Origin of the sequence: Pseudoalteromonas denitrificans DSM 6059 (genome assembly GCF_900112265.1) — a bacterium.
Taxonomy (GTDB): Bacteria; Pseudomonadota; Gammaproteobacteria; order Enterobacterales; family Alteromonadaceae; genus Pseudoalteromonas; species Pseudoalteromonas denitrificans.
Genome location: NZ_FOLO01000055.1, coordinates 1 through 22,660, shown reverse-complemented (window position 1 = coordinate 22,660; position 22,660 = coordinate 1). Strand labels below are relative to the sequence as shown.

The following is a 22,660-nucleotide window of genomic DNA, read 5'->3' as shown; positions in this document are numbered from 1 at the left end:
TTAAAAACAATTCACGATAAAGACAATTTAATAAATCACATGAATTAAATTACAGCCCATTTAACTTAACTTAAAAATTACTTTTAACCTGTATTTTTATAACAATCCATTTATAAACAAAGCATTAGCATAAATATAAAAAATCTTTAGATTACGTAATAAAAGATCAGATTTAAAACTAAAAAATCTAATCTGAGACATAAGTTTTTTCATCTTGTACCTTTAATGGGTTTTATATTTAATATTAATGCCAGCCATAATGCTGGGCATTAATATTAAATCCAAAGGACATGAAAAATGAAAAGTTTAATTTCTAACGTTTTAGCCGCATTATCACTTGTTTCATTTTCGACCATTGCAGATGTCAATTTAGCTGAAGGTTACCAAACACCAGAAGAAGTTGTTGAATATGGTAGTAAATATGAAAAAATCATTAAGACTTTATCCACAAATAGTTATGAATTAAATAATTGTCAAATCACTGCTATTAATTACTTTAGGCAACCTGAAGAAACTGTATATCGCTCTCATATAGCACAATGTACTTATGTAGTACCAAAACAAGGGATACATTTTATTAATGATTATGCTGATGTCAGTATTGATATTTATTATAATCAAACACATTTACTTCATCATGAGGGAGATGTAACAGTTCGCTATTTCACTGTTTATTAATTTAAATTAACCCTTTAACAATGCCAATTAAAAAAGCCTCGTCATAAACGAGGCTTTATCTATTTATACAAAAAATATAAATTACATATTATTTTCTAAAATTTCGTAAATGCTATCTTCTAAATCATCAATATCATCTTCAGTGACCACTAATCTGGCATTTGACTCATCAAGATCCATAGCTTCTTTAAAGAATCCCATTAAACCTTTTGATTTACGGTCAATTTCAAAAACAACTTCTAACTGCTCTCCTCTGGCAAAAAAGACAACTTCAACTTCATCAAATTTACCATGAAAATCACCTGATATCGTTTTAAACTCTAATTCTTGAACAAAGGGAAGCCTAGAGAATGAGGCTGATTCAATTCCTTCACAATCCGCTTCATATAGTCTGAAGCCTAATTCTTCTAATGCATCAATTACAGCTTGTTGTAAATCATTAGCACTCACATGTAAGTAATCTTTATCTGATTTGTCTAATGCTCTTTCTATATCAAGATTGGTATCAATCCAAGTTTTAGACTGTCCAACAGATAAAGGTGCATCTTGGGATAATTCAAATGAAAATGGGATGTCTATTTTTTCTTTTGGTTGGATTGTAAAAGCTTCTTTGATTTTATAGCTAGTAAGCTTGTATTTTTTTACTTTCGTAACGGTTTCTTCATTGCCATCAGAGTCTTCTCTTTCAACTTCAACCGTATAATTACAGATCACATCAAGATCTATCTTATTTATATTTTGCTCTACTTTACCACCAACAATTTTAACAACTCCCGATATTTCTCCGCCAGGTTCAACCTCAGAGTATTCTAAAACGGTATCGACTTTTGCTGCACCAATTCCAACAGAACTGAGTACTTTGTTAAAAATAGACATAACGATTCCTTATAAAGTCTGGATATAAATTAAATAGCTCATAGGGTTTGTTTACAACTGGATGCAAAAAATAAATTTGTACCTAAAGTTCAACAAGTTATAAGATATTAATAACTTTAAACAAAATACAGGGATCGCATTATATTATCAATCATTAATTTCATGATAATTTTGTAACTTAATTTAAAAAATAAAATTAAGTTTTAAGGGGGATTATCGGAAAAGTGATACACATTTTTACACCGCCTAAATCACTTTTTTTAGCGTTGATGTCACCTCCATGTGCCAACATAATTTGCTTGCAAATAGCCAAACCTAAGCCAGAACCCCCAGTATCTCTATTACGTGATTTTTCACATCGATAGAGGCGCTCAAATATTTTGTCAAAATCCTCATCATCTAAACCAGGTGCACTATCATCTATAAAAATAGAAAATGATTCCGGAAAAATCTTTATACTGAGCTTAATCATCCCTTCTTCATTTGTATAACTAATACTATTGCGTAGTAAGTTACCTATCACTTGTTTGCATCGCTCAGGATCAATAGAAACAACACTTGCATCACCTGAGTTTTGAAACGTTAGTTGTAAATTACTTTTCTCGGCTAAAGTTTCAAAATCATCACACATTCCAGCTAATAACTGATATATATCTACTTTTTGGTACTCTAAAGCCAATATATTATTATCAAATTGTGTTGCCTGATAAATATCATGAATAAGTGTATTAAGCTGAGCGATTTTACTATGCACGTTAGCATATGCTTGGTCAGTATCAGACTCTAAATTATATTGTAGTGATTCAATATTAAGTTTCAAAATCGTTAGAGGTGTTCTTAAATCATGAGAAACATTTGCTAGTAACTGATTTTTCCTTTCAATTGCCTGTGTCATTAATTGCGCTTTTAAATTGTTCAGTTGGCTTTTTTGTCGTTGACGCCAAAAAACAGCCCCAATAACAACAAGTAGTAGCGTAAATCCAAGTAAAATTAACATTATTTCTAATTTCAATTGCTTCAAACTAGCTTGTTTAAGTGCTTGGTCCTTTTTCAAAGACTCAACCTCTTGATCTTTTCTAATAAATTCAATATTTTGCATCAACCTTTCTACGTGTTGATTATTTAATTTATCGCGTATTGCTTTATCTTGCACATTAAAAGCTTGATAGCTACTCAATGCATTTTGATATTGTTTTAATGCTTCAAATGCTTGCGACTGTAATTCATATAACTGAGCACGGTATCTCAGATCCATATCAGAAGCCGATAACGCAGCTTTAATTAGAGGTATTGCGTGTTCATAATTTTCACGTTGAACGGCAAGCTCCACTAAGGTAATCCGCAGCATATTCTCAGTTCTTTTTGCTTTAGACGCTATCGCTAATAATAATGCATCTTTTAATAATTTCTCTGCCTCTTCAAAATCGCCTTGTGCAATTAAAACTTTCGCTAAATTACTCTGGTTCCAACTTATTTCCCCCTCAGCTTTAGAAGACTTAGCGATATTCAAGCCAATTTGAGCATATTCTCGAGCACGTAACAGATCATTCATTTGTAAATAAACCTGTGATAATTTGCCATTACTATTTGCAATATGCCTGGGATCTCCCAATTGTTCATCTACTTTTAATGCTTGTTTAAAATATTTTAATGCTAAGGGCAAATTGTCAATTTTTCGATAAATTTCACCTATATTGTAAAGTGAACTTGCTATACCCTGCTCATTTAAAATTTGTCTTTGCAACACAAGAGATTGTTCATGCTGAATTAACGCTAACTCATAACTTCCCATATAATCATAAAGTACACCTAAGGCGTTATGTATATCAGCTTGTTCAGAAATATTATTAAAAGATTTTGCAATCGTTTGTGCTTCTTGTAATAAACTAAGTGCTTGGCTGTATTGAGCCTGATATCTATAGTTACGGCTAAGTTGAAGATATAAAGAGCTTAAGGCCTGTTGCTCATTATTTTTCTCAAACACTAATTTTGCTTGTTGAAAATAATTTGTACTCATTTTTATTTTATTTTGAGCTTGGCTAATAAAACCTAATATTTGATAACTTTTACCAAGCCAGGATAAGTTTTTTTGTACTCTGACAGACTCAACTAAAGAATCTGCTAAATTAAAAGCTGTTGCAAGTTTACCTAATTTTAAATAGGCTTTAATTTCTATTAAACTAAGCTGAAAATGTGACTCTTTTGTCTCTTTAGTTAATTTACTGGGAAGCGATTTTAATACGGATTGACTCAAACTTAACGCTTGATTGGGGTTTGAAGTGAGTAAGGCTTCAATTTCATCAACTTTGTAAATTGATTGTTTCGTGTTTGAAAGTGCCGAGAATGAGCACAACATAAAACTATAAAATATAATGCAAAAAATTAGCTGTAAACTGTTAGAAACTTTTGAAATAGACAAAGCGAAGTTATGTTTTTGCAATTGATTATCCATTAAATATATCTTTCACCACTCATAATAAAAGCGTTGTATAAATATTTTCCCTAAATCTCGACAGAGCAAGCGTTTTCTAGAAAAAAGAGATTGTTTTTATTGATATCCAATATATCCATGTAAAAAAACACACAATTAAAAAAGCTTTACTTATAATTTCAAGTTCTAAGTATAGCCTTCTAGTCTACAAAAAGGAATATCATTACTTTTGTCTGCGTTACAGTAATAAAGAGCAAAATAACACTATTTCCAGTAATACAATTAGGGCACAGATACACCATTTCTTGCTTCTAATAATCGATACCAGTCTTCCCGAGAATACTGTAATTCCAAAGCGTGTTTAGCTGCTATTATACGCGCTGGCGTAGTTGAACCTATGATAGGAAAAATATCAGCGGGATGTTTTAATATCCAGGCCAGTATCACTAACCAAGGCTCACATTGATATTTTATTGCTTGTAATGCCAGTTCAGTTTCAATCCTTTTTTCATCTATTCCAGTAAATGTATTTCCCCATGCAGGATAAGCCACTCCACCTAAAGGACACCAAGCGATTGGTGTAATGTCATGTTGTTGACACTGATCTAAGGTACCATTTAACAAGGTATCTATATTATGTATATTAATTTCAACTTGATTAACCACCAAGGGCATTGACATAGCAGATCGTAATAAAGCAGCTTGTGAGGGTTTAAAATTACTCACGCCAAAATGTTTCACTTTGCCACTTGTTTGTAATACGTCAAAAACATCGGCAACTTCATGTACATTCATTAAATAATCAGGCCTATGCAATAAAAACATATCCAATTGCTCTATGCCTAAACGTTTTAATGAACCTTCAACTGATTCTAAAATATACTGTTTGCTAAAATCATAACGTGTTGGTGCATAGTCCATTTCACTGCTTTTAGGCCTGATCCCAGCTTTAGAAGTAATAAACATTTCTTCTCTTAATTTTGGAGATGCTTTTAAAACCTCGCCAAACAAAGTTTCACTTTGCCCTGCGCCATAAATATCCGCATGGTCAAAATGGTTATAACCCACCTCAATGGCACTATGTATGGCACGTTTTCCTTTATTTTTATCCTCAATAGAGTTATCGCCACAGATACGCATACAACCATAAATTAGGCGAGATGAATAAATAGCAGTATTTTTTATCGTTTTGTATTGCATCGTAAAATTATCCGAAATAATAGAAGTAGATTATGATAAAATGTAATTTTCATATCATCAATAACTATTGGTTTAACGCTTAAAATAATATAAATTAAAACAAATGATTGAAATACCACTAAACAGTTTTGTACGCAGAACTAAAAACCACAAAACTTTAAAACTGATAATTCAAAACTCGGGTGCGGTTATAAAACGCAAAGGCCGCTCTCGAAATTGGCTTTTACATGCTGACTGGGCGCACATTTGTGAAATCATAAATAAAGTACAATTGAGTGAAGAACCTAGCTGGCAGTGGTTTGTAAATGAATTACAAAAATATAAACCTGAGTTATCAATAAATGATTTAGTAGAAATCATCACAAAATCACCTTTTATTAGCGTTAATCAATTAATGGCACAAACCGATTGTACATTAGCACAAGCACGACAAGCCCTTGATATTGCACAGTGGCAATAAAATTCAAATACCCCCTCATACTTTCAAACTAATACAGCATAACTAGAGCTAAAACTCAAAATTACATATTTCTGCCATCAATTTGTCATATTTCTACCTTAATCTTGCGCACAGATTTCACGGCTTTATATTGATTAATTAAGGTTTAACAAAATGAACAAAAAAATTTTAGCTTTAGCAGTATCAGCAATATTATTAGCAGGCTGTAGTGACGATGAAAAAGAAGTTGAAGTAATAAAAGAGGTTGAGGTAATTAAAGAAGTCCCCCCTGTTGAAATTACATCAGTTAAAAATGTTATTTTAATGATAGGTGATGGTATGGGGGCACAACAAGTTGGGTTATTAGAAGAATATGCTCGCCGTGCACCTCAATCGACTTATAATTCAAAAAACAATATGACAGCATTATCTAAGTTTGCCAATGCAGGTCAAATGGGATTATCGCTAAATGCGCCTTATGGTGAAACAGGTAGCTTAGTTGTAGACTCAGCTTGTTCTGCAACGCAACTTGCAACAGGCATGGCATCGGGTTCTGAAATGATAGGCTTAGATACTCATGGTAACAAAGTACAAACAATATTAGAAAAAGCAAAAGCCATGGGCAAAGCAACAGGTTTAGTATCTGATACCCGTATTACCCATGCAACACCTGCAGCATTTGCATCACATCAACCTCATAGATCACAAGAAGCTCAAATTGCTGCCGAGCTTGTTGAGTCAGGCAATGTAGATGTACTTTTATCTGGTGGGGCACGCGTATTTTTACCATCAAATATCAAAACAGATGAAACAGAACGCACTGCAATGGCTGAACTTGGTTTACCTTTAAGCACTTATAAAAAATCAAAACGAAGTGATGACCGTAATATTATTTTAGAGGCTAAAAATGACCACGGTTATAATCTTGCTTTTACTGGCGAACAGCTCAACTCAGTAGAAGGCAATAAACTATTAGGCTTATTTTCTAATTCGGGAATGGCTGATGGTATCGCCTATTCAGCTTGTAAAAAAGATAACTCTTGTACACAACCATCATTACGTGACATGACTTTAAAAGCATTAGACGTATTATCTAAAGACGAAGACGGCTTTTTCTTAATGATAGAAGGCGGGCAAATTGACTGGGCAGGTCATGTTAATGACGCAGGCTGGATGTTACATGAATTATTAAAGTTTGATGAAGCAGTTGATGCCGTTTATGAATGGGTAAAAGACCGTAACGATACATTGGTTGTTGTAACAGCAGATCACGAAACAGGCAGTTTTGGTTTTAGTTACTCCCGTAAAGATTTACCCCAAGCACAAACATTGTCAGGCGATGGTATGCAAGGTAAAGATTATAAACCTAACTTTAATTTTGGCGCATTATCTAAACTTGACCGTTTATACGCCCAAAGCGGTACTTTTTATGACATGATGAACCAGGTTGACTCCGATTGGGACTTTAGCAATAGCACAGGTGATCAATGGGCTGCTGCAATCAATAACTATAGTGATTTTAAAGTAACAGCCGAACAATCTTCGCCTATTGCTGAACGCGAAGAAAATGAATACTACGTGGCTGAACATAAATATTTATCTGCACCAGAATTTCCTAAAATCAATGATTTCAAAGAGTTTTATGTTTATGGTGATGAACTTCACGCTAATTTAATTGGCCGCACTCTAGGGGCTGATCAAAATACAGTTTGGGGCACAGGTACACATACTGCGGCACCTGTACCAGTTTACGCATTTGGTCCTCAAGGTGTTACTAAGCAATTTTCAACCATGCAACATCATGTTGAGCTAGGTCAAAAAATGATGAATGCGCTCATTGCAGAATAAGTAGTACAGATTATTCACTGATATCAAAAAATAAGGTCAATTTTGATATCAGTGTGTGCCAAGGATGTCACACTCAGCTTACAAGGACGTAAGCACTCATTATTAAAGCCACCTTTATTTCTGAGAAAAAATAAAGTTCACAAACACTTGGTTAACTCATCTACTAAACTAAACTAAATTATTTCAAGTCCTTAGGTCATTCACGTTTAAAGTGAAACGACTTTGAACCCGTTTTTAAAAGCCATGTGGGAATGGTTAAAATTACATTTTTTGAACCATAGCTTTAACTTTTATTGCTTTTTCAAAATGATCTAATTTGTGCGTCATGATCCACCAAGTTGCGGCTTCCATTAATAATTCTGGGTCATTATTTTTATTGGCAAAAAAAGCATAAAAAGATAACCCTACGTTTTCACCTTTTTGTGCAATTTTTTTATCACATACTGATATTATTTTTCGTTTTAAACTTTCGCGCATAACTTTAAGTATTTAAATTATAATATGGCGATAGTATATCTAATAGATTGATAATACGGTAATAAAAGTCTATATACGAATACCCTTCTATGATGTGCTTAGCCTAACATCCAGCGGCAATCATAAACTTCAAAAGTCTAAATTGTACATAACAAGTAACATATCACCATCAGAATGCATGTGATGATAAATAATATCCACCGTCATATTGTCAGATAAATCATAACTTGCAGTAAAATCTGTTTCATCAGCACCTTTGTCAAAAGCTACATTGAGCACACCTAAAGTCAGATTATCAATGCCGTTATATTCCATGCCAATGGCAATTGCATCTTGATTTGGTACATCCCCAATGGTGTGGTCCGCTGTTATCTTTTGTATTATCTGATTGAGCACTAAACTGAGCACCCAAGGTTAAATGCTTTGTTTCATACATAGCTTCAACATAAATCAAGTCTGCGAAATGACGACCATTATAATACCAAGTTTGTAAATCTAGACTTTCTATGCCTTCATATACGATACCAAATGTACTTATACCATCATCAGCATTTATTTTTTCAAATTCTTCTGGTTTATCAGTATCCACACCCGACCATTTATTTAAATGTGCAGCATATAAATGAGTATTTTTAATATCACTATTTGCAAATAAAACACCTGAAAAAGTATTTTGTACCATGCGAATATCATCAGTATCGGCATAAGGAGAATCAAAACCAAAACGTCCACCTTTGACTAACGTATTACCAAACTGAGCATTAAGATAAGCTTCTCCTAAAATGGCATAACTCGAGCCATCTGAAGCAAAAAAATCACCATTTTCATCGTTAAATAGCGCTTGGCTTGTGTATAAAGTACCAGCAGCACTGAGCCCTTGCCACGACTCACTGATATAACCTAGTTTCCCACCAAATGCAGAGCCCTTTTCACTATGGCCGTCACCATCATCGGCAGTAATATACCCAAGCCTTAAATTACCAAAAAATGTACTTTTGTCATCTTCATTTGCAGCAAAATTATTTATAGTCAATAGACTTAAGGTGACTGTAATTACTTGAGTTAATTTATTAAATTTCATTACTTTTCATTTATGGGCGGTTGAAAGTGTGCACGAATATATATGAGAGAAAATAATCAAACAAACTAAATTATTGTTAAAATGAGCATAATCATCAAATAAATGATCTGAATCAACAATACAAACAAGAACCAATATCATTACTTTTTATTATAAATAAAATCATATAGCATTAAATTTATTTTATGATAGTACCAAAGCATTACCTCTTATATACCCTTAATTCATTTGACGTTTTATCTTTATTAAACTATCGTTTTTTATGTTTTATATATTCGATTTAGGACTTCATGATAGGGAATTAAAAATGCGAATGACCCCCCTTCAATACGCTCAAAATGTAGAGAAACTGTGTGTTTTACCCGATATATATATTCGATTAAAAGAAATTATGGATGATGAACAATCTTCACTCACTGACATTGCAAGCATAATAATGTTAGACCCTGCCTTATCATCATCGGTATTAAAAATAGTAAATAGCGCGCTTTTTAGCTACCTTGCTGAAATTGACGAAATCTCAAAAGCAGTTGCAGTATTAGGAATAAATGAAATTCATAACTTGATTAATACTTATGGCGTTACAACTGCTTTTTCATCCGTAGACGAAAATATAATTGATATGGATAGGTTTTGGGAAGTCAGTGTAGATACGGCCCTACTGTGTAAATATTTGGCTCAAAAGAAAAACATAAAAAACACAAAAAGTATTTTTGTTTCGGGTTTATTGCATAACATAGGTGAGCTGATCATAATGCAAACTGACCCTAAAAAAGTGCAATATTGTCAAGACTATAATCAGGATGAAACCCCCTGGCTCAGACAAAAAGAAGTCTTTGGCTTTACTTATGCAGATTGCAGTACAGCCTTACTCACTTTATGGGAGCTACCACAAAGCATTATTTCACCCATACGTAATTTTAATAATTTAAATAAAGAAGACACCAGTGAAGCAGCTGATTTATTATACATATGTACTCGGCTTGCATTATTAAATTCCCATCCGGGCATGTATTCTAAAAAAACCTTTATTAATAAGCTTATTTTACAAAAACTAGACATCAGCATGGAAGAGTTAGACGAAGCTATAAACTTTTGCAATATTGAAGGCATTGCAATAATGAGAGCATTAAAGTTAAACAATTGATTTGTTCTTAAAGTACACATCGCGTAAGCATTAATTGAAACCAAAACCTAAATTAAGTAAGAGGTAAATACTCGCTGAAGTAAGGAATGAAAAATAAGCTTAAAAACACTGCTACAATAATTATCCAACGGCTTTGAAACTATTTATCAACTCAATTAAGAATGGCAAATATAACAAGCTTATGCTGACATTTGCATCAGAATTAACCATTCAAAAAAACAAAAAATGACTACTTAATCCAAACAAGTTGAGCTTGCACAATAACAATCGAACATAGAAGTTCTAAAAAAGCAAAAATACTAATTCTACATATCCACTTTGCAATAAATTGCTAGGTGGTATTTCTTTTATAAAGCTAAATTCTTTGGTGACATCCTCATAAGACCATAATCGAGTGCCAAACTCATCGTTTGTGCCGATAAAGTATAATTTTCCGTTAAATACTTTCAACGAGCGAACCTACCTGATACCTTCTATAATTCTGAGGATTTTACTTTTGCGATTGTATTGCCGCAGTTTTTCAAATGATGTTCCTTCGTCAGCTGCAAAATAAAGGCTATCATTGTAAGCATTGAGATTATTGGAGGATGAGCCTGGACCTAACCCCATAATGTGATCTGAAGGAGGTTCTATTTTATCGATATTTTTTGATATGCTGTGAAATGAACTCAGTAATAACAATATTAACTTGTATGGACAATGGCAATGAGTTTATTCTAAAAATATTAAGCCTGATTTAAAAAAACTCTTTGTGTATTTAGATATAGCAACACATCGAATATATGTTATTACAAGCCCCTTCTAAATGTTGCCCTATTGCTGTTCAAGTTGAGTAAGTTTATACTGCAAAGGTTTATTTTTTCATATATAAAATATTCAATTCGTCTAATAAAAAGTATTCCAAATAAAATGATTCCCCCTATTTTTAAATTCCATAATTGAATACAAGTAGCTTGAATTAATAAATAAAAATACGAGTGTCGCTGCACCAGGTTGCCTATGTAACCGCTGTCACCTACCTACTTCTACCGGTATCCACAGCCTAGCTAACTGGCGGTATTGCCCATTTAAACTGATAAGGAAACATAAAAAATGCCCAGCAACAAGCAAGGCACTTTAAAGTCAAAACAGTTTTATTTAGGTCAATTAATTCACGTTCTAATACTTGAACTCAGCGTTTTTAAATCAAGCTAAAGGGCAAATATAACACTATTTTTAATAAGTATTATGAAGCAAGTGACTTGACCCCTTTTCTTTTCGAGGTTGCATCTAAATCAATTAAAGACTCTCTTGCCCTAGCCATACTCACCACCAATAATGATTTACCAGTGGTTAAAGTATAGACAACCCACCTAATTCTTCAAATATCAAAGACATATTTATGGGTGTCTATAGTTGTTAAAGGTTACCTATGAAGAAACCTGAATGATGCATCAGGATATAGCGCTATAAAATCTGATAAATATTTAGAATGTATTTAAGTTTTACTGTAGTATAAACCCAAAATAGGTACAAACAAGGTTCCGCTATGGCTTATTTAATTGAAGAAGGCACAAAAAAGGCACTGTATTTATATGCCCATCATAGCTTTGGTAGGTTTATTTATTCGGTTGACACATTAATTTCAAATCCAGCTATCTCTAAAATCCACATGACAATAGAGTGGCAGAATAATAAATGGTTACTGCGAGATCTAAGTCGGAACGGAACCTGGGTAAACGATACTAGATTAGACAAAAAAAAAACACGTATATTAAAGCTAGGTGATTGCATTACCCTATCACCTGATAAAAGCAATAACTATATTGTTCAGGATTTATCGGCTCCCTGCGATTTACTTATTCCTGATAACGACGATGGTGTAACTGATGCAATTGAACTTAAACCATATCACTTGCTCCCTTGCGAAGAGGTACCAGAAATTGCAATGATTTTTAATAAAAATGAAAATTGTTGGTCTATAGAATACATCAATAAAGATGACTCTAGCTCTTTCAGGTTAAATGAACATGAAAATGTCGAGTTTAACGGTCAAAAATGGAAATTGAAACTTAGTCATTTAGAAAACGATACTGAAGCACACAATACTGAGGAGTTTTCTATAGATGATTTAGAGTTAATTTTCGATATCAGTTTGGATGAAGAAACCACTTGCCTTAAACTAACGTCTCCTAAAGGACTTATAGATTTTAAAACGTATATTCATCATTATTTAACATTACACCTTGCTAGGTGTAAGGCTAAAGATATAAAAACTAATATCAACCATGACATGCTTGGCTGGATTAATACTGAAACTCTGTGTAAAGATTTAGGATTGGATATATACCACCTAAATATTCAAATACATCGAATTCGAAAGCAATTTTCAGAGCTATTATCAGATTTACTGATTTCAGATAATATTATTGAAAGACGTAAAAAGCATGTACGTTTTACAGGTTCAGCCTTTGAGATTTACAAAGGAAAACAACTAGAGTCTGCGATCAATAATAATCAACTTACATGTCATAATTAAATAATGTGAACATTTTAAATATGAGAAATTTGGGTCATTACCAGTTAAAAAAACTCATAGGTCAAGGAGGTATGGGCAAGGTTTTTCTTGCAGAAGATACTCGTTTGCACCGAGCTGTTGCAATTAAACAATTAAAAACACAAACAAGCGGTAGCACTCAAAAAATTCAAATTGCAAATTCATTAAATGAAGCTCGGCTGCTAGCAAAAGTAAATCATACAAACATAGTGCAACTTTATGATATACACCAAGCGGAAAATCAAATTTCATTGGTGATGGAATATATTAAAGGTAAAACATTACAGCAATTTCAAAAACAGAATGTCACAAGTCTAATTCAAAAATTGGAACTTATTTGTCAAATTAGTGCAGGATTAGCTTCAGCTCATGCTGAGGGGATCATTCATTGTGACCTTAAAGCCTCAAATATTATTATTAACGAAAAAGGGAATGCCAAAATTACCGACTTTGGAATTGCCCAGTTAACATGTAATAATCGAGAATCTAACTTTAAACACCTAACATATGCAAGCTCGAATGCTGCATCCCCAGAACAACTAAAAAACAATAAAATTGATTATCGTTCTGATCTATTTTCTTTAGGTTTACTTGCTTTTACTTTTATTGCTGGACGGCACCCTTTTGACAACATCAAAGGTCTGAATATTACGCAAGCAATTATTGATGAACAACCAAGTTGTGCTAGCACTATATTACCTTGTGTTCCACAACCTCTAATCGAGCTACTCAATAAATTATTAAGTAAAAACCCAAGTAGCCGACCACAATGTAGCCAACAAGTGACACAACGTTTTAAGCAGATATTAATTAACATTACTCAGGAGGAAATCATAGCTCAAGACACAACTGTTTTAAGTGAATTAACGGCTCCAAAAATAACTCAAAGTAAGTTTAAGAAAAACCAGAATATATTGACAATTGTTGGAGTGCTTAGCCTCGTAGTCGCTTGTATTTTGGCTTATTTTTTTAAAATTGAGCCTGTTCACCGTTATGTAGTCGTACTGAAACCTAAGTTAAATGAAAACAGTCAATTAAGTGAAATGCACAAAGATTTAGTCACAGTGACTATTGATGATGCTATCCGTCAATTAATCATTAATAACCCAAGAATACAGTTAATATCTAGAGAAGAAGTGCTTGAAACTAAAGAAGGGCTAAAAAAAGTAGCCCAAATCACAGGTGCAAGCGATATTATTAGTACTAATTTAAACTGTAATAATATTCAGTGTAGCGTTATATCTTCTCACCTCAGCGGGAAGCACTGGAGCGTAACAGCGCAGAAGAACTGGAATGTCAATATCAAGAATTATCGTGAAATTTATCACAACGCTACAACCCAAATGGCTTCATTATTAAATATTAAAGAAGATAATAACCAAGGTAACGTGAGTATTAACGAAAATGATTATATCGCTTATATTAAGCTATATAACAATATCGAATTGAAAGGTGAAGATAGTGACAACAATCTATCAGAACTAAAAACCTTATTAAATAAGGCCCCACAACTATTTTCAGGATATTCTTTATATCGTAAAACAAGCTTAGAAATGTATTATCAAACCAAAGAATCATATTATTTAAATCAATTAAGCGAACTATTAAATAACGCTCCTATAACATACAGAAATAGTATGTTATTCACTATTGATAGTACAATGTTAGCCATAGCTGAAGGTAAATTAGAACAAGCTGACGAAATTTTAAAACAATCAAGAAAATATGATGTTGATCCTGTTATATACCACGAACTGAGAGCTGAATGGTATCTCGCAAAAAATGACCTTTTAATGGCAATTAAGCAGACTAAATTAGCATTAAGTTTTAGATCAAATAGTATTTTACAATACAATTTGGCAGCTTTGTACTTTCAAAACTCAGAGATTGAACAGGCTAAAACGCTATTGTTAAACTTATTAAATTTAACACCGGATAACTATCGACCAAACCAGTTACTAGCTGATATTTATTTGGCTGAAGGTAATATAGATGAAGCGATAACAGCCTATAACAAAACAATAAACATTAATGCCCAACCTCTGGACTTAAACAATTTAGGACTAAGTTATCTGTTAAAAAAACAATACCCAAAAGCACTAGTTTCAGCACGAAAAGCATGGAGTAAAAGTCCAAAAAATTCTATGATGCTTTTAAATTTAGCGGATATTGAATGGCTAGCTGGCAATACGACTCAGGCTAAAAAGTATTACCAACAAATACTTACAATGCTAGCTGGCCAGAATACATTTTACGCACTCTTAGATAGTGCCCAAGCTTATGCACATTTAAAAGAATATAACAATGCGTTAAAATCTCTGAATCAGGCTATTAAAATCTCACCCAATCGGTTGGAATATAGCTATGCAGCTGCTTTAATTTATACCCTAGCGGGAGAGAATAAATCAGCATTAGTTCATGTTGAGGAAGCTGTAAAATCGGGTTATGGCGCAGTTTGGTTTAACTTAGCTTGGTTTAGTGAGTTATGTGATTATCAAGAGTTTAATATGCTTTTACAAAGTCTAGGCAGCAGAAATAGCTGCCTAAATACGCAAAATGAAAATTAATGGGTTGGTCTTCTGACACCAATTCTGGGATCTTGAGAATAATAAATCTGGTTTAATGCGCCTCCACGTTTTTGATTTAGGCGAATTGCAATAAAACGAAAATCTAGATGATCCTTATCTGATATTGTTTCCCTGACATTGTTTATCGATATAATCAGAGTTCTACCTTGGTTTTTAATTTGGGTTTGTAGCTGATAATCAAAGTTATTTACATCAGATAAAGAAATTCCATCTCCAGAGAAACGCCAATCATTACCCTCTTCTGTTTTTGGAATGTCAACGACAAAGGTAGTTGATTGTTGTAATTCTATTTCTAACCGAGTTGCTTTTGGAAGCTCGTAGTAAAAGTCTTTCGGTAAGTCTGAACCAAATCTCACAATAAAAGCTTCATTGAATGGAACAACCTCATATTTATGCTCAATTAACCTCTTAATTTTCCAATGTTCGTCGGAGTGTGGGTGCAGTTCAAAAAAATTAATAGTTGAACCTAGTCTAATTTCATTGCCAGACAGATTTATATTTACTTTACTTTCTTTTTCAGTCATCTGAATTCCTTTTATATTTTATACTCTAAATTAAATTAGAACCTAAATCAGGTACAGATTATCATACTTAAAAATTTTTGTTATATAAAACGGCGATTTTTCTAAGTGTATTAAAAAATAAAGCTGCCTAATGATTTTTTATATTTTATTGGTGAGCCAGCTTTAAGTTTCATGAACCAAGTTACAAAAATAATCGAAAAGATTGAAGTCAAAAAACAGCTAGAATACTGATATTGCATTGCTAGTTTATAAAAATTCATAACTACAAAACTTTTTCTAATTATAATTATGAAATAATAATTATAATTATTGATTCAAACCTGAATGCTCATTTGCAGATAACCTTTAATTTAAGCTCCAGTGGAGTAACGATATCTTTCAAATCAGTTGGCCAAATTAACTGCGAGTCTGCATACAGTGTTATAGAGATGTAATATTAAAAAATAAATAATCCGATAATCTTTAACTTGTTCTTTTATAACTCCTATAAGCTTGCAATCAAGCTCATATGGCTTCAATAAAAAGAATAATGACATGAGAGTGTATTTAACGCACTTATTTAATCCCGAATATATATTAAATAAATAGGACTTTATTATGAAAACTTTTACTCTGCTGTTCACTACTGTAATGTCGGTATCAGTTGTATCAAACGTAGTAGCTAATACGATTAAAGATGAATATACACATGCTGAGTTACATCCGGATTTTGTAGGAGAAAAAAAAGCGTTAAAATTAATTAAAAAAGAGCAAAAAAAAGAAATCAAGACGATTAACAGTGGCGTAATTTCTACCTTAGGTTATTACGAAAATGGTTATTATGTCATTGAAGCAACAAATGCAACTCCTTGGGGAGTATGGGGTAGCCCACAGTTTTGTGAGAGTGATCAATATGTCACTGGTTTTAAGGTGAAAATTGAATCTCAACAGGGAGATGGTGATGATACAGCACTTAATGCCATTCAATTAACCTGTGAAAGTGGGGGATGGAATAGAACTAAAAAATATATCAGTTCATCACAAAGTGCTTGGGGAACATGGTCTTCTCTTGGAGCGTGTAGCGGTAATGATGTACGCTTTAATGGTTACGATTTTAGAGTAGAAGCCGAACAAGGTTCAGATGATGATACAGCAGCAAATGATATAGACTTTTATTGTAAGGATGGTATGGCTAGCGCGGGAACTGGATTTTGGGGAAGTTGGTCACCAAAACAAACATGCCCAAGTGGTACTTACGTTAAAGGAATAGCCACTAGAGTTGAATCTCAACAAGGGGATGATGACGATACAGGTTTAAATAGTGTACGTATTTACTGTAAGTAATATATCCAGAAGATAAATAAACACAGTCAAAAAAGCACAGTTACCCACTTTGATTAAGGTGTCGAATCTTAAATCAAAGTGGGTAACTGTCAATGCTCCATGCTATAAATCCATTGATAAAACACAAAGTAGATCCTTCAAACTAAACCTAAGCACTTGAAACAAGTTTTTTTTAGACATATATGGACACGAACCACTTTGCAAGCACGATCGGTTTAGATCTTGTAAAAAATACAAAATGACCCTGTAAATAACTCTGTGTAACTGCCAGATCAAGTCTGAGCTACTACATCTGAGCTACTACACATAAATCGATTCAAGGCCGTTTTCCAGTTCCTAATGGGCATAGTCCATTTTTTAGCTGCATTTTCTATCGCCAGATAAATCACTTTTTTAGCTGAATCGTCTGTTGGAAACAGCTTTCGCTTTTTAATCGCCTTACGGATAACGCTATTTAGTGATTCAATTACATTGGTCGTATAAATTGCTTTTCTAATATCCTGAGGATATATAAACAGCGTATTTAGATTTTCCCAATGAGTACGCCATGAACGGCTTATTTGTGGGTATTTATCATCCCAACATTCGCTAAACTCATCCAATGCTTTGAGCGTTTCCTCTTCAGTTATAGATTGATAAATTAACTTTAAATCTTTCGCTATCACCTTGTAGTCTTTCCAGGGCACATATTTCATTGAATTACGTACCATATGCACAATACAGAGCTGAATTTGAGCTTGAGGGTAAACAGTATTAATGGCTTCAGGGAAGCCTTTTAGACCATCCACGCAAGCGATAAGAACATCGTTCAAGCCTCTGTTTTGTAGTTCTGTTAGAACATTCAGCCAAAACTTTGCACCTTCATTTTCTGAGATCCACATACTAAGTAACTCTTTATGTCCCTCAAGGTTTACGCCAAGAGCTAAGTAAATTGCTTTGTTGATGACTTGTTTATCTTGCCTAATTTTAACTACAAGACAGTCGAGATAAATTATCGGATATACAGGTTCTAAAGGTCTGGATTGCCATTCGACTACTTTTTCAATAACAGAATCTGTGACTTTAGATATCAAGGAAGCTGAAACATCAGCGCCATACATTTCTTTGAAGGTTTCAACGATTTCACGGGTGCTCATGCCTTTAGCGTACAAGCTGAGTATTTTGTCATCCATAGAGGTGAATCGTGTTTGTTGTTTCTTGACGAGTTTAAGTTCAAAACTCCCATTTCTATCTCTAGGAGTGTCAATTTCAAACTGCCCATCTTCAGTTCTGATAGTTTTACTGGTGAATCCATTACGGCTATTTTCTGAGCTTGAGGCTTCATGCTTAGAATAACCAAGGTGGTTGTCTAACTCAGCATTTAAAGCTACTTCAACAGTGATTTTGGTTAACATTTGACTGAAGTTATTGAGATCTTTTTCAGTCTTTATTGATTTTGCCGCTTCGCGGGCAAATGCTTCTAATTCTGTTTTATTCATAATCTGCCTATCCATTAACTCAATAAAGAGTAGTCGTGATAAGCAGTTACACAATATTAATTACAGTCTAAAAAAATATTTTATTCTTTTTGTTCGTTAACATTTGCTAATGTTGACTAACAAAAAATAAAAATTTATTTTGTATTTTTTACAAGATCAAAACCGATCGTGCTTGCAAAGTGGTTCGTGTCAATAGTTACTGTTTTATGACCAATTTCGGCGATTATTTTGTCGCCTCGACAGTTAAGCTAAATTGTTGACTTAGTGGTGCTCTCCCCCGTCTATCAGTTGAGGGTATATATAATCCTCCCCCAGTGAGACTCCGTTTAAAAGAGCACCCGGTTTACCTGAATATTCAGCGCAATAATGACTTGGATCCTTATCCCAATTTTCAAGTGTTACCCCTTCAAAGGGAGGTATAATACAATTGGCAGGGTGGGATTCACCCGTTCTATTCAGCACTGCATCAATCACACTGGCAGTTTGAAAATAATAACCATCATAGTTGTGTGATTTCTCATACCGAACCCAATAAGGCAAGTATGCAATAGCTTCAAAATTTTGCTCTGCGCCGACGTGACCAGGTGTAACGGCATTGAGCCCGTATCGATGAGCATTAATTAGGCTCTGTATCGAAGCGGTTACTGCATTGCTTATGACTGACTTACTGACATCATCAATATAATCAACAGGCTCACCTGGTACTGGTTCCATATTATATTTACCATCTCCATAGATCCTGAACAAGTCCCCTCTGTAGTTTTTTACCCAAGCCCCCTGTAAATTGAATGTATCATGATTATCCTTTTCACCAAGGGATCTCACCCTTAAATATGGCCTTATGACCTGAGGTAAATATCCCATTTGATCGCTTCTCGTCACTGAATTATCTAGGTAACCCGGCACGACTTTCCCTTCCATAAATGTCACTCTGTTAAGACCATCAAGGATCCCATTACTCGGGCCATCATGTCTGATACCAGTGTCGTGGAGTATTTCCATTAGGTCTGCAACAGGTTGTATATTCAACATATTAGTATCGTCCAATATTTTGTTACTCGTACCTGAACGATCAACTACGTTATGACCAAATGCAAATAAATCAGTGAGTGAATGCAGTGCGGCAGCCTCGTAATGCATAGCAAGGGTCCAGTACTGGGCATTTTGTTTTGCTTTTACAGCAAACTCCAATGCTGAACGATGCAATCCGATGTAAACGGCCAGCCCAGTCTTTGAAAAGTGATTTTGATTTACCATGGCAAGGCGCATCATCTCATCACCCCACCAAGCTGTGTATTGATAGTCGGTGGATCTTTCTGAATTGCTTGTAAGATTACCAAAGTAACCGTGTGGTGCTTCAATGCCGGAAGCCAAATGTTTAAGGTAGTCTTTTTGGGTAACTTTTTCATTTAAACAGTCTGACTTAATTGAAGGGTTATAGTTTTGTTCCAAACTCGTTAGGGTTAAATATTCATCAGCGCCAATAGATAGAAAACATACAGCCAAAAGTGGCATGCTATCAGTAGTACACCTTGGCAGCATTTTATAATCACCGTATAAAGCAGTCAGTTCACCCATGCTAAATGCAGAGATATTCGGATATACATATGAGGGGATGTTAAAAATTTTCTCTGGTGCCTCCTCAGGTTCAGGTATCCGTAAATTTTTATTATGAATATCCTGCCGATAATTTGCATCGTCTAGACAAGTGTCTTGAGAAATATTGTCAGCTTTGAAATCGGTTTCAAAATCATTGCTATCGAAGCCGACCGCAAACATTTTTGCTTGTTTAAACTGTTTGATGTAATCAGTTTCATTTTTTCCAAGGCTCATTCCATAAGGAAAATTTACGCCGACAGCTTCTACTTTATCTGCGCCTCGATCGACAATAAGTTTATGTTCATCTGCGTTAAATGCATATCCTGAACCTGAAACTGCCAACAGACAAATTAGTACCGAGGTTGTTAATTTTGATAACACTTCACCCATTTTAATGAATCCATTCTTTTGAACATCTGAACGATTGAGTATCCAAACTCCAGTCTCATTTTTTATTACTACATTACACATACCTTACTCCTTTAGATTTCATACGTAACAAACCCAACTGCCCGCGCGCAGTGCAAAAGGTTGCGTTGTACTCTCAAGTTTTTTAGAAGCTGAACTGAGTTTTTGTTTAAAAGTTTTTAAAACCTTAAGCAAACAAGATTACTGAAATAGCCCAATAAAGGTATTACAGCATTATTACAGTAAAATAGTGGCGCTGCACTCGTTTGCCTATGTAACCGGTATCACCTGCCTACTTCTACCGGTATTCACTGCCTAGCTAACTGGCGTTATTGCCTATTTTTATTAATATGCAAACATAAAAAATGCCCTGCAAAAAGCAAGGCATTTTAAAGTCAAAACAGATTTATTGAAGTCAAGTGAATGCAAGGTTCAATACTTGAATTCAACGTTTTTGAATCAAGCTAAAGGGCAAATATAACACTATTTTTAATAAGTATTATGAAGCAAGTGACTTGACCCCTTTTTTTTACTCACCACCAATAATGATTTACCAGTGGTTAAAGTATAGACAACCCACCTTATTCTTCAAATATCAAAGACATATTTATGGGTGTCTATAGTTGTTTCTCAAAACAGATTTGTTTGAAGTCAAGTGAATGCAAGGTTCAATACTTGAATTCAGCGTTTTTTAAATCAAGCTAAAGGGCAAATATAACACTATTTTTAATAAGTATTATGAAGCAAGTGACTTGACCCCTTTTTGACCCCTTTTCTTTTCTTTTTATTTTTTACAATGCTATATAATTATAAAGTCCCCATATTATAGGAACTAATGGTACAGCTATTGAAAAAGCTATACCTTCTTTATATTTTTTATTACTAAATTTTTTTTTACTGATTAAGAGCCCTAAAAAATAGAATACTGGATAATACAAAATACTCATATAAATATTTTCTACAGCATTCTTAGTCGATAAATTCGAATTTGGACTATCAAATAAAAAAATAGAAAAGTAAAATACAAAAGGCCAGGCAAGTACCCCTAAACCAAAAGAAAAATTAATAAGAACATATAGGTACCAGTGCCTTATGGGTTTTTTAGTGATATTAAATGTCCTTTTGATTTTAAGTATTCTATAACTTTGTCACGCCAAATAGCGGCATGACTTCCCGAGGCTATACTACTTTCTTCTATTTTATTTTCTAAGGACAAACCAAAATTATTTTTTATCCCTATTTCTGCACCCAATTTTAACAATACATGAACTGTTCTATATTGATTCATATTAGCAGCATATAGTAATGGAGTATCTCCTGAACTATTTTTTAAATTAATATTTGCACCAGCTGAAAATAAACTTTTTATGTTATTGTCTTGATTCCCACCTATTGCTGAAAATATTGCTGTAGGCTTCCATAACTTCTTGTTGTTTATACTATCCGGCGTAGCACCAAATTCTAACGCTAACTTTAAGTAGTAATCGTCCTTAATTTCTGCAGCTAAATGAAGTAAAAACTTCCCATTTTCCATCGCCACATCAGGATTTGCTCCTTTTTTTAATAAAAAATAAAATACATCACGGCTTTGGCACAATAAACTTAATGCAAGTAGCGAGATATTTTTATTCCCTCTAATACTTACCAATTTTGGATAACGTTCAATTTCTTTTTCTAATATTTCAACTTTGTTATAGCACACAGCATTAGGGGCTGTTGATCTTTGTTTGAATTTTGTGCGTAAGTGACAATCTCGTATAATTCACTTCGCCAAAACCAAACTAAACGAGATTGTCATGCCCCGATTAATGCTCACTGATGAGCTGTGGTCGAAACTAAAAGCTATATTGCTTGAAGATAGAGTTTATAACAAGCTTGAACATCGACAAACACTAGAAGGAATACTTTATCGCTTACGTGTTGGCTGTCCGTGGCGTGATTTACCTGAATGTTTTGGGTTGTGGAATACCATTTATCGTCGTTTTCTTCTTTGGTCAAGAAAAGGCATATTAATGAGACTGTTCAAA

At 33.8% G+C, this 22,660-nt stretch carries 18 protein-coding genes; 8 read left to right on the top strand and 10 right to left on the bottom strand.

The features are described 5' to 3' along the window. The first annotated feature begins 297 nt into the window (after positions 1–297). Positions 298–678 carry a hypothetical protein gene (locus tag BM088_RS22025; protein ID WP_091989932.1) on the top strand — a complete coding sequence of 127 codons (381 nt, stop codon included), beginning with the start codon at positions 298–300 and terminating at the stop codon, positions 676–678. An 81-nt stretch (positions 679–759) separates the two neighbouring features. On the opposite strand, the gene BM088_RS22020 is transcribed toward BM088_RS22025, so the two are convergent. From BM088_RS22020 to BM088_RS22010, 3 genes are all read right to left on the bottom strand, one after another. Next, a complete protein-coding gene (locus tag BM088_RS22020; protein ID WP_091989929.1) occupies positions 760–1,554 on the bottom strand; it encodes a sporulation protein in 795 nt (264 codons plus the stop codon). A 196-nt stretch (positions 1,555–1,750) separates the two neighbouring features. Further along, positions 1,751–4,006, bottom strand: a complete 2,256-nt coding sequence (locus BM088_RS22015; protein WP_091989926.1) for a tetratricopeptide repeat protein — start codon at positions 4,004–4,006, stop codon at positions 1,751–1,753. A 261-nt stretch (positions 4,007–4,267) separates the two neighbouring features. Further along, entirely contained in the window at positions 4,268–5,185 is a 918-nt protein-coding gene (locus BM088_RS22010; RefSeq protein ID WP_091989923.1) for an aldo/keto reductase, read from the bottom strand. Between the two features lie 103 nt (positions 5,186–5,288). Here BM088_RS22010 and BM088_RS22005 point away from each other — a divergent pair, with 103 nt between their 5' ends. Together BM088_RS22005 and BM088_RS22000 are read left to right on the top strand one after the other, a co-directional pair. Continuing rightward, positions 5,289–5,645 carry a ribosome recycling factor family protein gene (locus BM088_RS22005; protein ID WP_091989921.1) on the top strand — a complete coding sequence of 119 codons (357 nt, stop codon included), beginning with the start codon at positions 5,289–5,291 and terminating at the stop codon, positions 5,643–5,645. Between the two features lie 153 nt (positions 5,646–5,798). After that, the gene (locus tag BM088_RS22000; protein ID WP_091989918.1) at positions 5,799–7,472 is read left to right on the top strand and encodes an alkaline phosphatase; all 1,674 of its coding nucleotides are present in this window, start codon (positions 5,799–5,801) and stop codon (positions 7,470–7,472) included. 261 nt (positions 7,473–7,733) lie between these two features. Here the strand turns inward: BM088_RS22000 and BM088_RS21995 are convergent, their stop codons facing one another. From BM088_RS21995 to BM088_RS21985, 3 genes are all read right to left on the bottom strand, one after another. Next, on the bottom strand, positions 7,734–7,949 hold the full coding sequence (locus BM088_RS21995; protein WP_091989916.1) for a DUF6500 family protein: 216 nt from the start codon (positions 7,947–7,949) through the stop codon (positions 7,734–7,736). Between the two features lie 129 nt (positions 7,950–8,078). After that, entirely contained in the window at positions 8,079–8,264 is a 186-nt protein-coding gene (locus tag BM088_RS21990; protein WP_091989913.1) for a hypothetical protein, read from the bottom strand. Next, on the bottom strand, positions 8,254–9,030 hold the full coding sequence (locus tag BM088_RS21985) for an OprD family outer membrane porin (protein ID WP_091989910.1): 777 nt from the start codon (positions 9,028–9,030) through the stop codon (positions 8,254–8,256). The genes BM088_RS21990 and BM088_RS21985 overlap by 11 nt, the downstream gene beginning before the upstream one ends. A 307-nt stretch (positions 9,031–9,337) precedes the next feature. On the opposite strand from BM088_RS21985, the gene BM088_RS21980 reads away from it, so the two are divergent. From BM088_RS21980 to BM088_RS21970, 3 genes are all read left to right on the top strand, one after another. After that, positions 9,338–10,177 (top strand): HDOD domain-containing protein, encoded by an 840-nt coding sequence (locus BM088_RS21980; protein ID WP_177208137.1) that lies wholly within the window; start codon positions 9,338–9,340, stop codon positions 10,175–10,177. 1,528 nt (positions 10,178–11,705) lie between these two features. Next, positions 11,706–12,695 carry an FHA domain-containing protein gene (locus tag BM088_RS21975; protein WP_091989905.1) on the top strand — a complete coding sequence of 330 codons (990 nt, stop codon included), beginning with the start codon at positions 11,706–11,708 and terminating at the stop codon, positions 12,693–12,695. 20 nt (positions 12,696–12,715) lie between these two features. Further along, the gene (locus BM088_RS21970; RefSeq protein WP_091989902.1) at positions 12,716–15,280 is read left to right on the top strand and encodes a serine/threonine-protein kinase; all 2,565 of its coding nucleotides are present in this window, start codon (positions 12,716–12,718) and stop codon (positions 15,278–15,280) included. Here BM088_RS21970 and BM088_RS21965 read toward each other — a convergent pair. Then, on the bottom strand, positions 15,277–15,825 hold the full coding sequence (locus BM088_RS21965) for a hypothetical protein (RefSeq protein ID WP_091989899.1): 549 nt from the start codon (positions 15,823–15,825) through the stop codon (positions 15,277–15,279). The genes BM088_RS21970 and BM088_RS21965 overlap by 4 nt on opposite strands. 597 nt (positions 15,826–16,422) lie before the next feature. Here BM088_RS21965 and BM088_RS21960 point away from each other — a divergent pair. After that, positions 16,423–17,148, top strand: a complete 726-nt coding sequence (locus BM088_RS21960) for a hypothetical protein (RefSeq protein ID WP_091989897.1) — start codon at positions 16,423–16,425, stop codon at positions 17,146–17,148. Between the two features lie 272 nt (positions 17,149–17,420). Here BM088_RS21960 and BM088_RS21955 read toward each other — a convergent pair whose 3' ends face one another. The 3 genes from BM088_RS21955 to BM088_RS21945 all read right to left on the bottom strand — a co-directional run bounded on the left by BM088_RS21955 (position 17,421) and on the right by BM088_RS21945 (position 22,335). Beyond that, positions 17,421–18,626: an IS256 family transposase gene (locus BM088_RS21955; RefSeq protein ID WP_091989894.1), complete on the bottom strand. Its 1,206-nt coding sequence runs from the start codon at positions 18,624–18,626 to the stop codon at positions 17,421–17,423. A 261-nt stretch (positions 18,627–18,887) separates the two neighbouring features. Beyond that, positions 18,888–20,459 (bottom strand): hypothetical protein, encoded by a 1,572-nt coding sequence (locus tag BM088_RS21950; protein ID WP_143085140.1) that lies wholly within the window; start codon positions 20,457–20,459, stop codon positions 18,888–18,890. A 1,264-nt stretch (positions 20,460–21,723) separates the two neighbouring features. After that, positions 21,724–22,335: an ankyrin repeat domain-containing protein gene (locus BM088_RS21945; RefSeq protein WP_091989888.1), complete on the bottom strand. Its 612-nt coding sequence runs from the start codon at positions 22,333–22,335 to the stop codon at positions 21,724–21,726. Positions 22,336–22,429: 94 nt separating this feature from the next. On the opposite strand from BM088_RS21945, the gene BM088_RS21940 reads away from it, so the two are divergent. Then, a partial coding sequence (locus tag BM088_RS21940; RefSeq protein WP_143085138.1) for a transposase occupies positions 22,430–22,660 on the top strand: 231 nt, incomplete at its 3' end.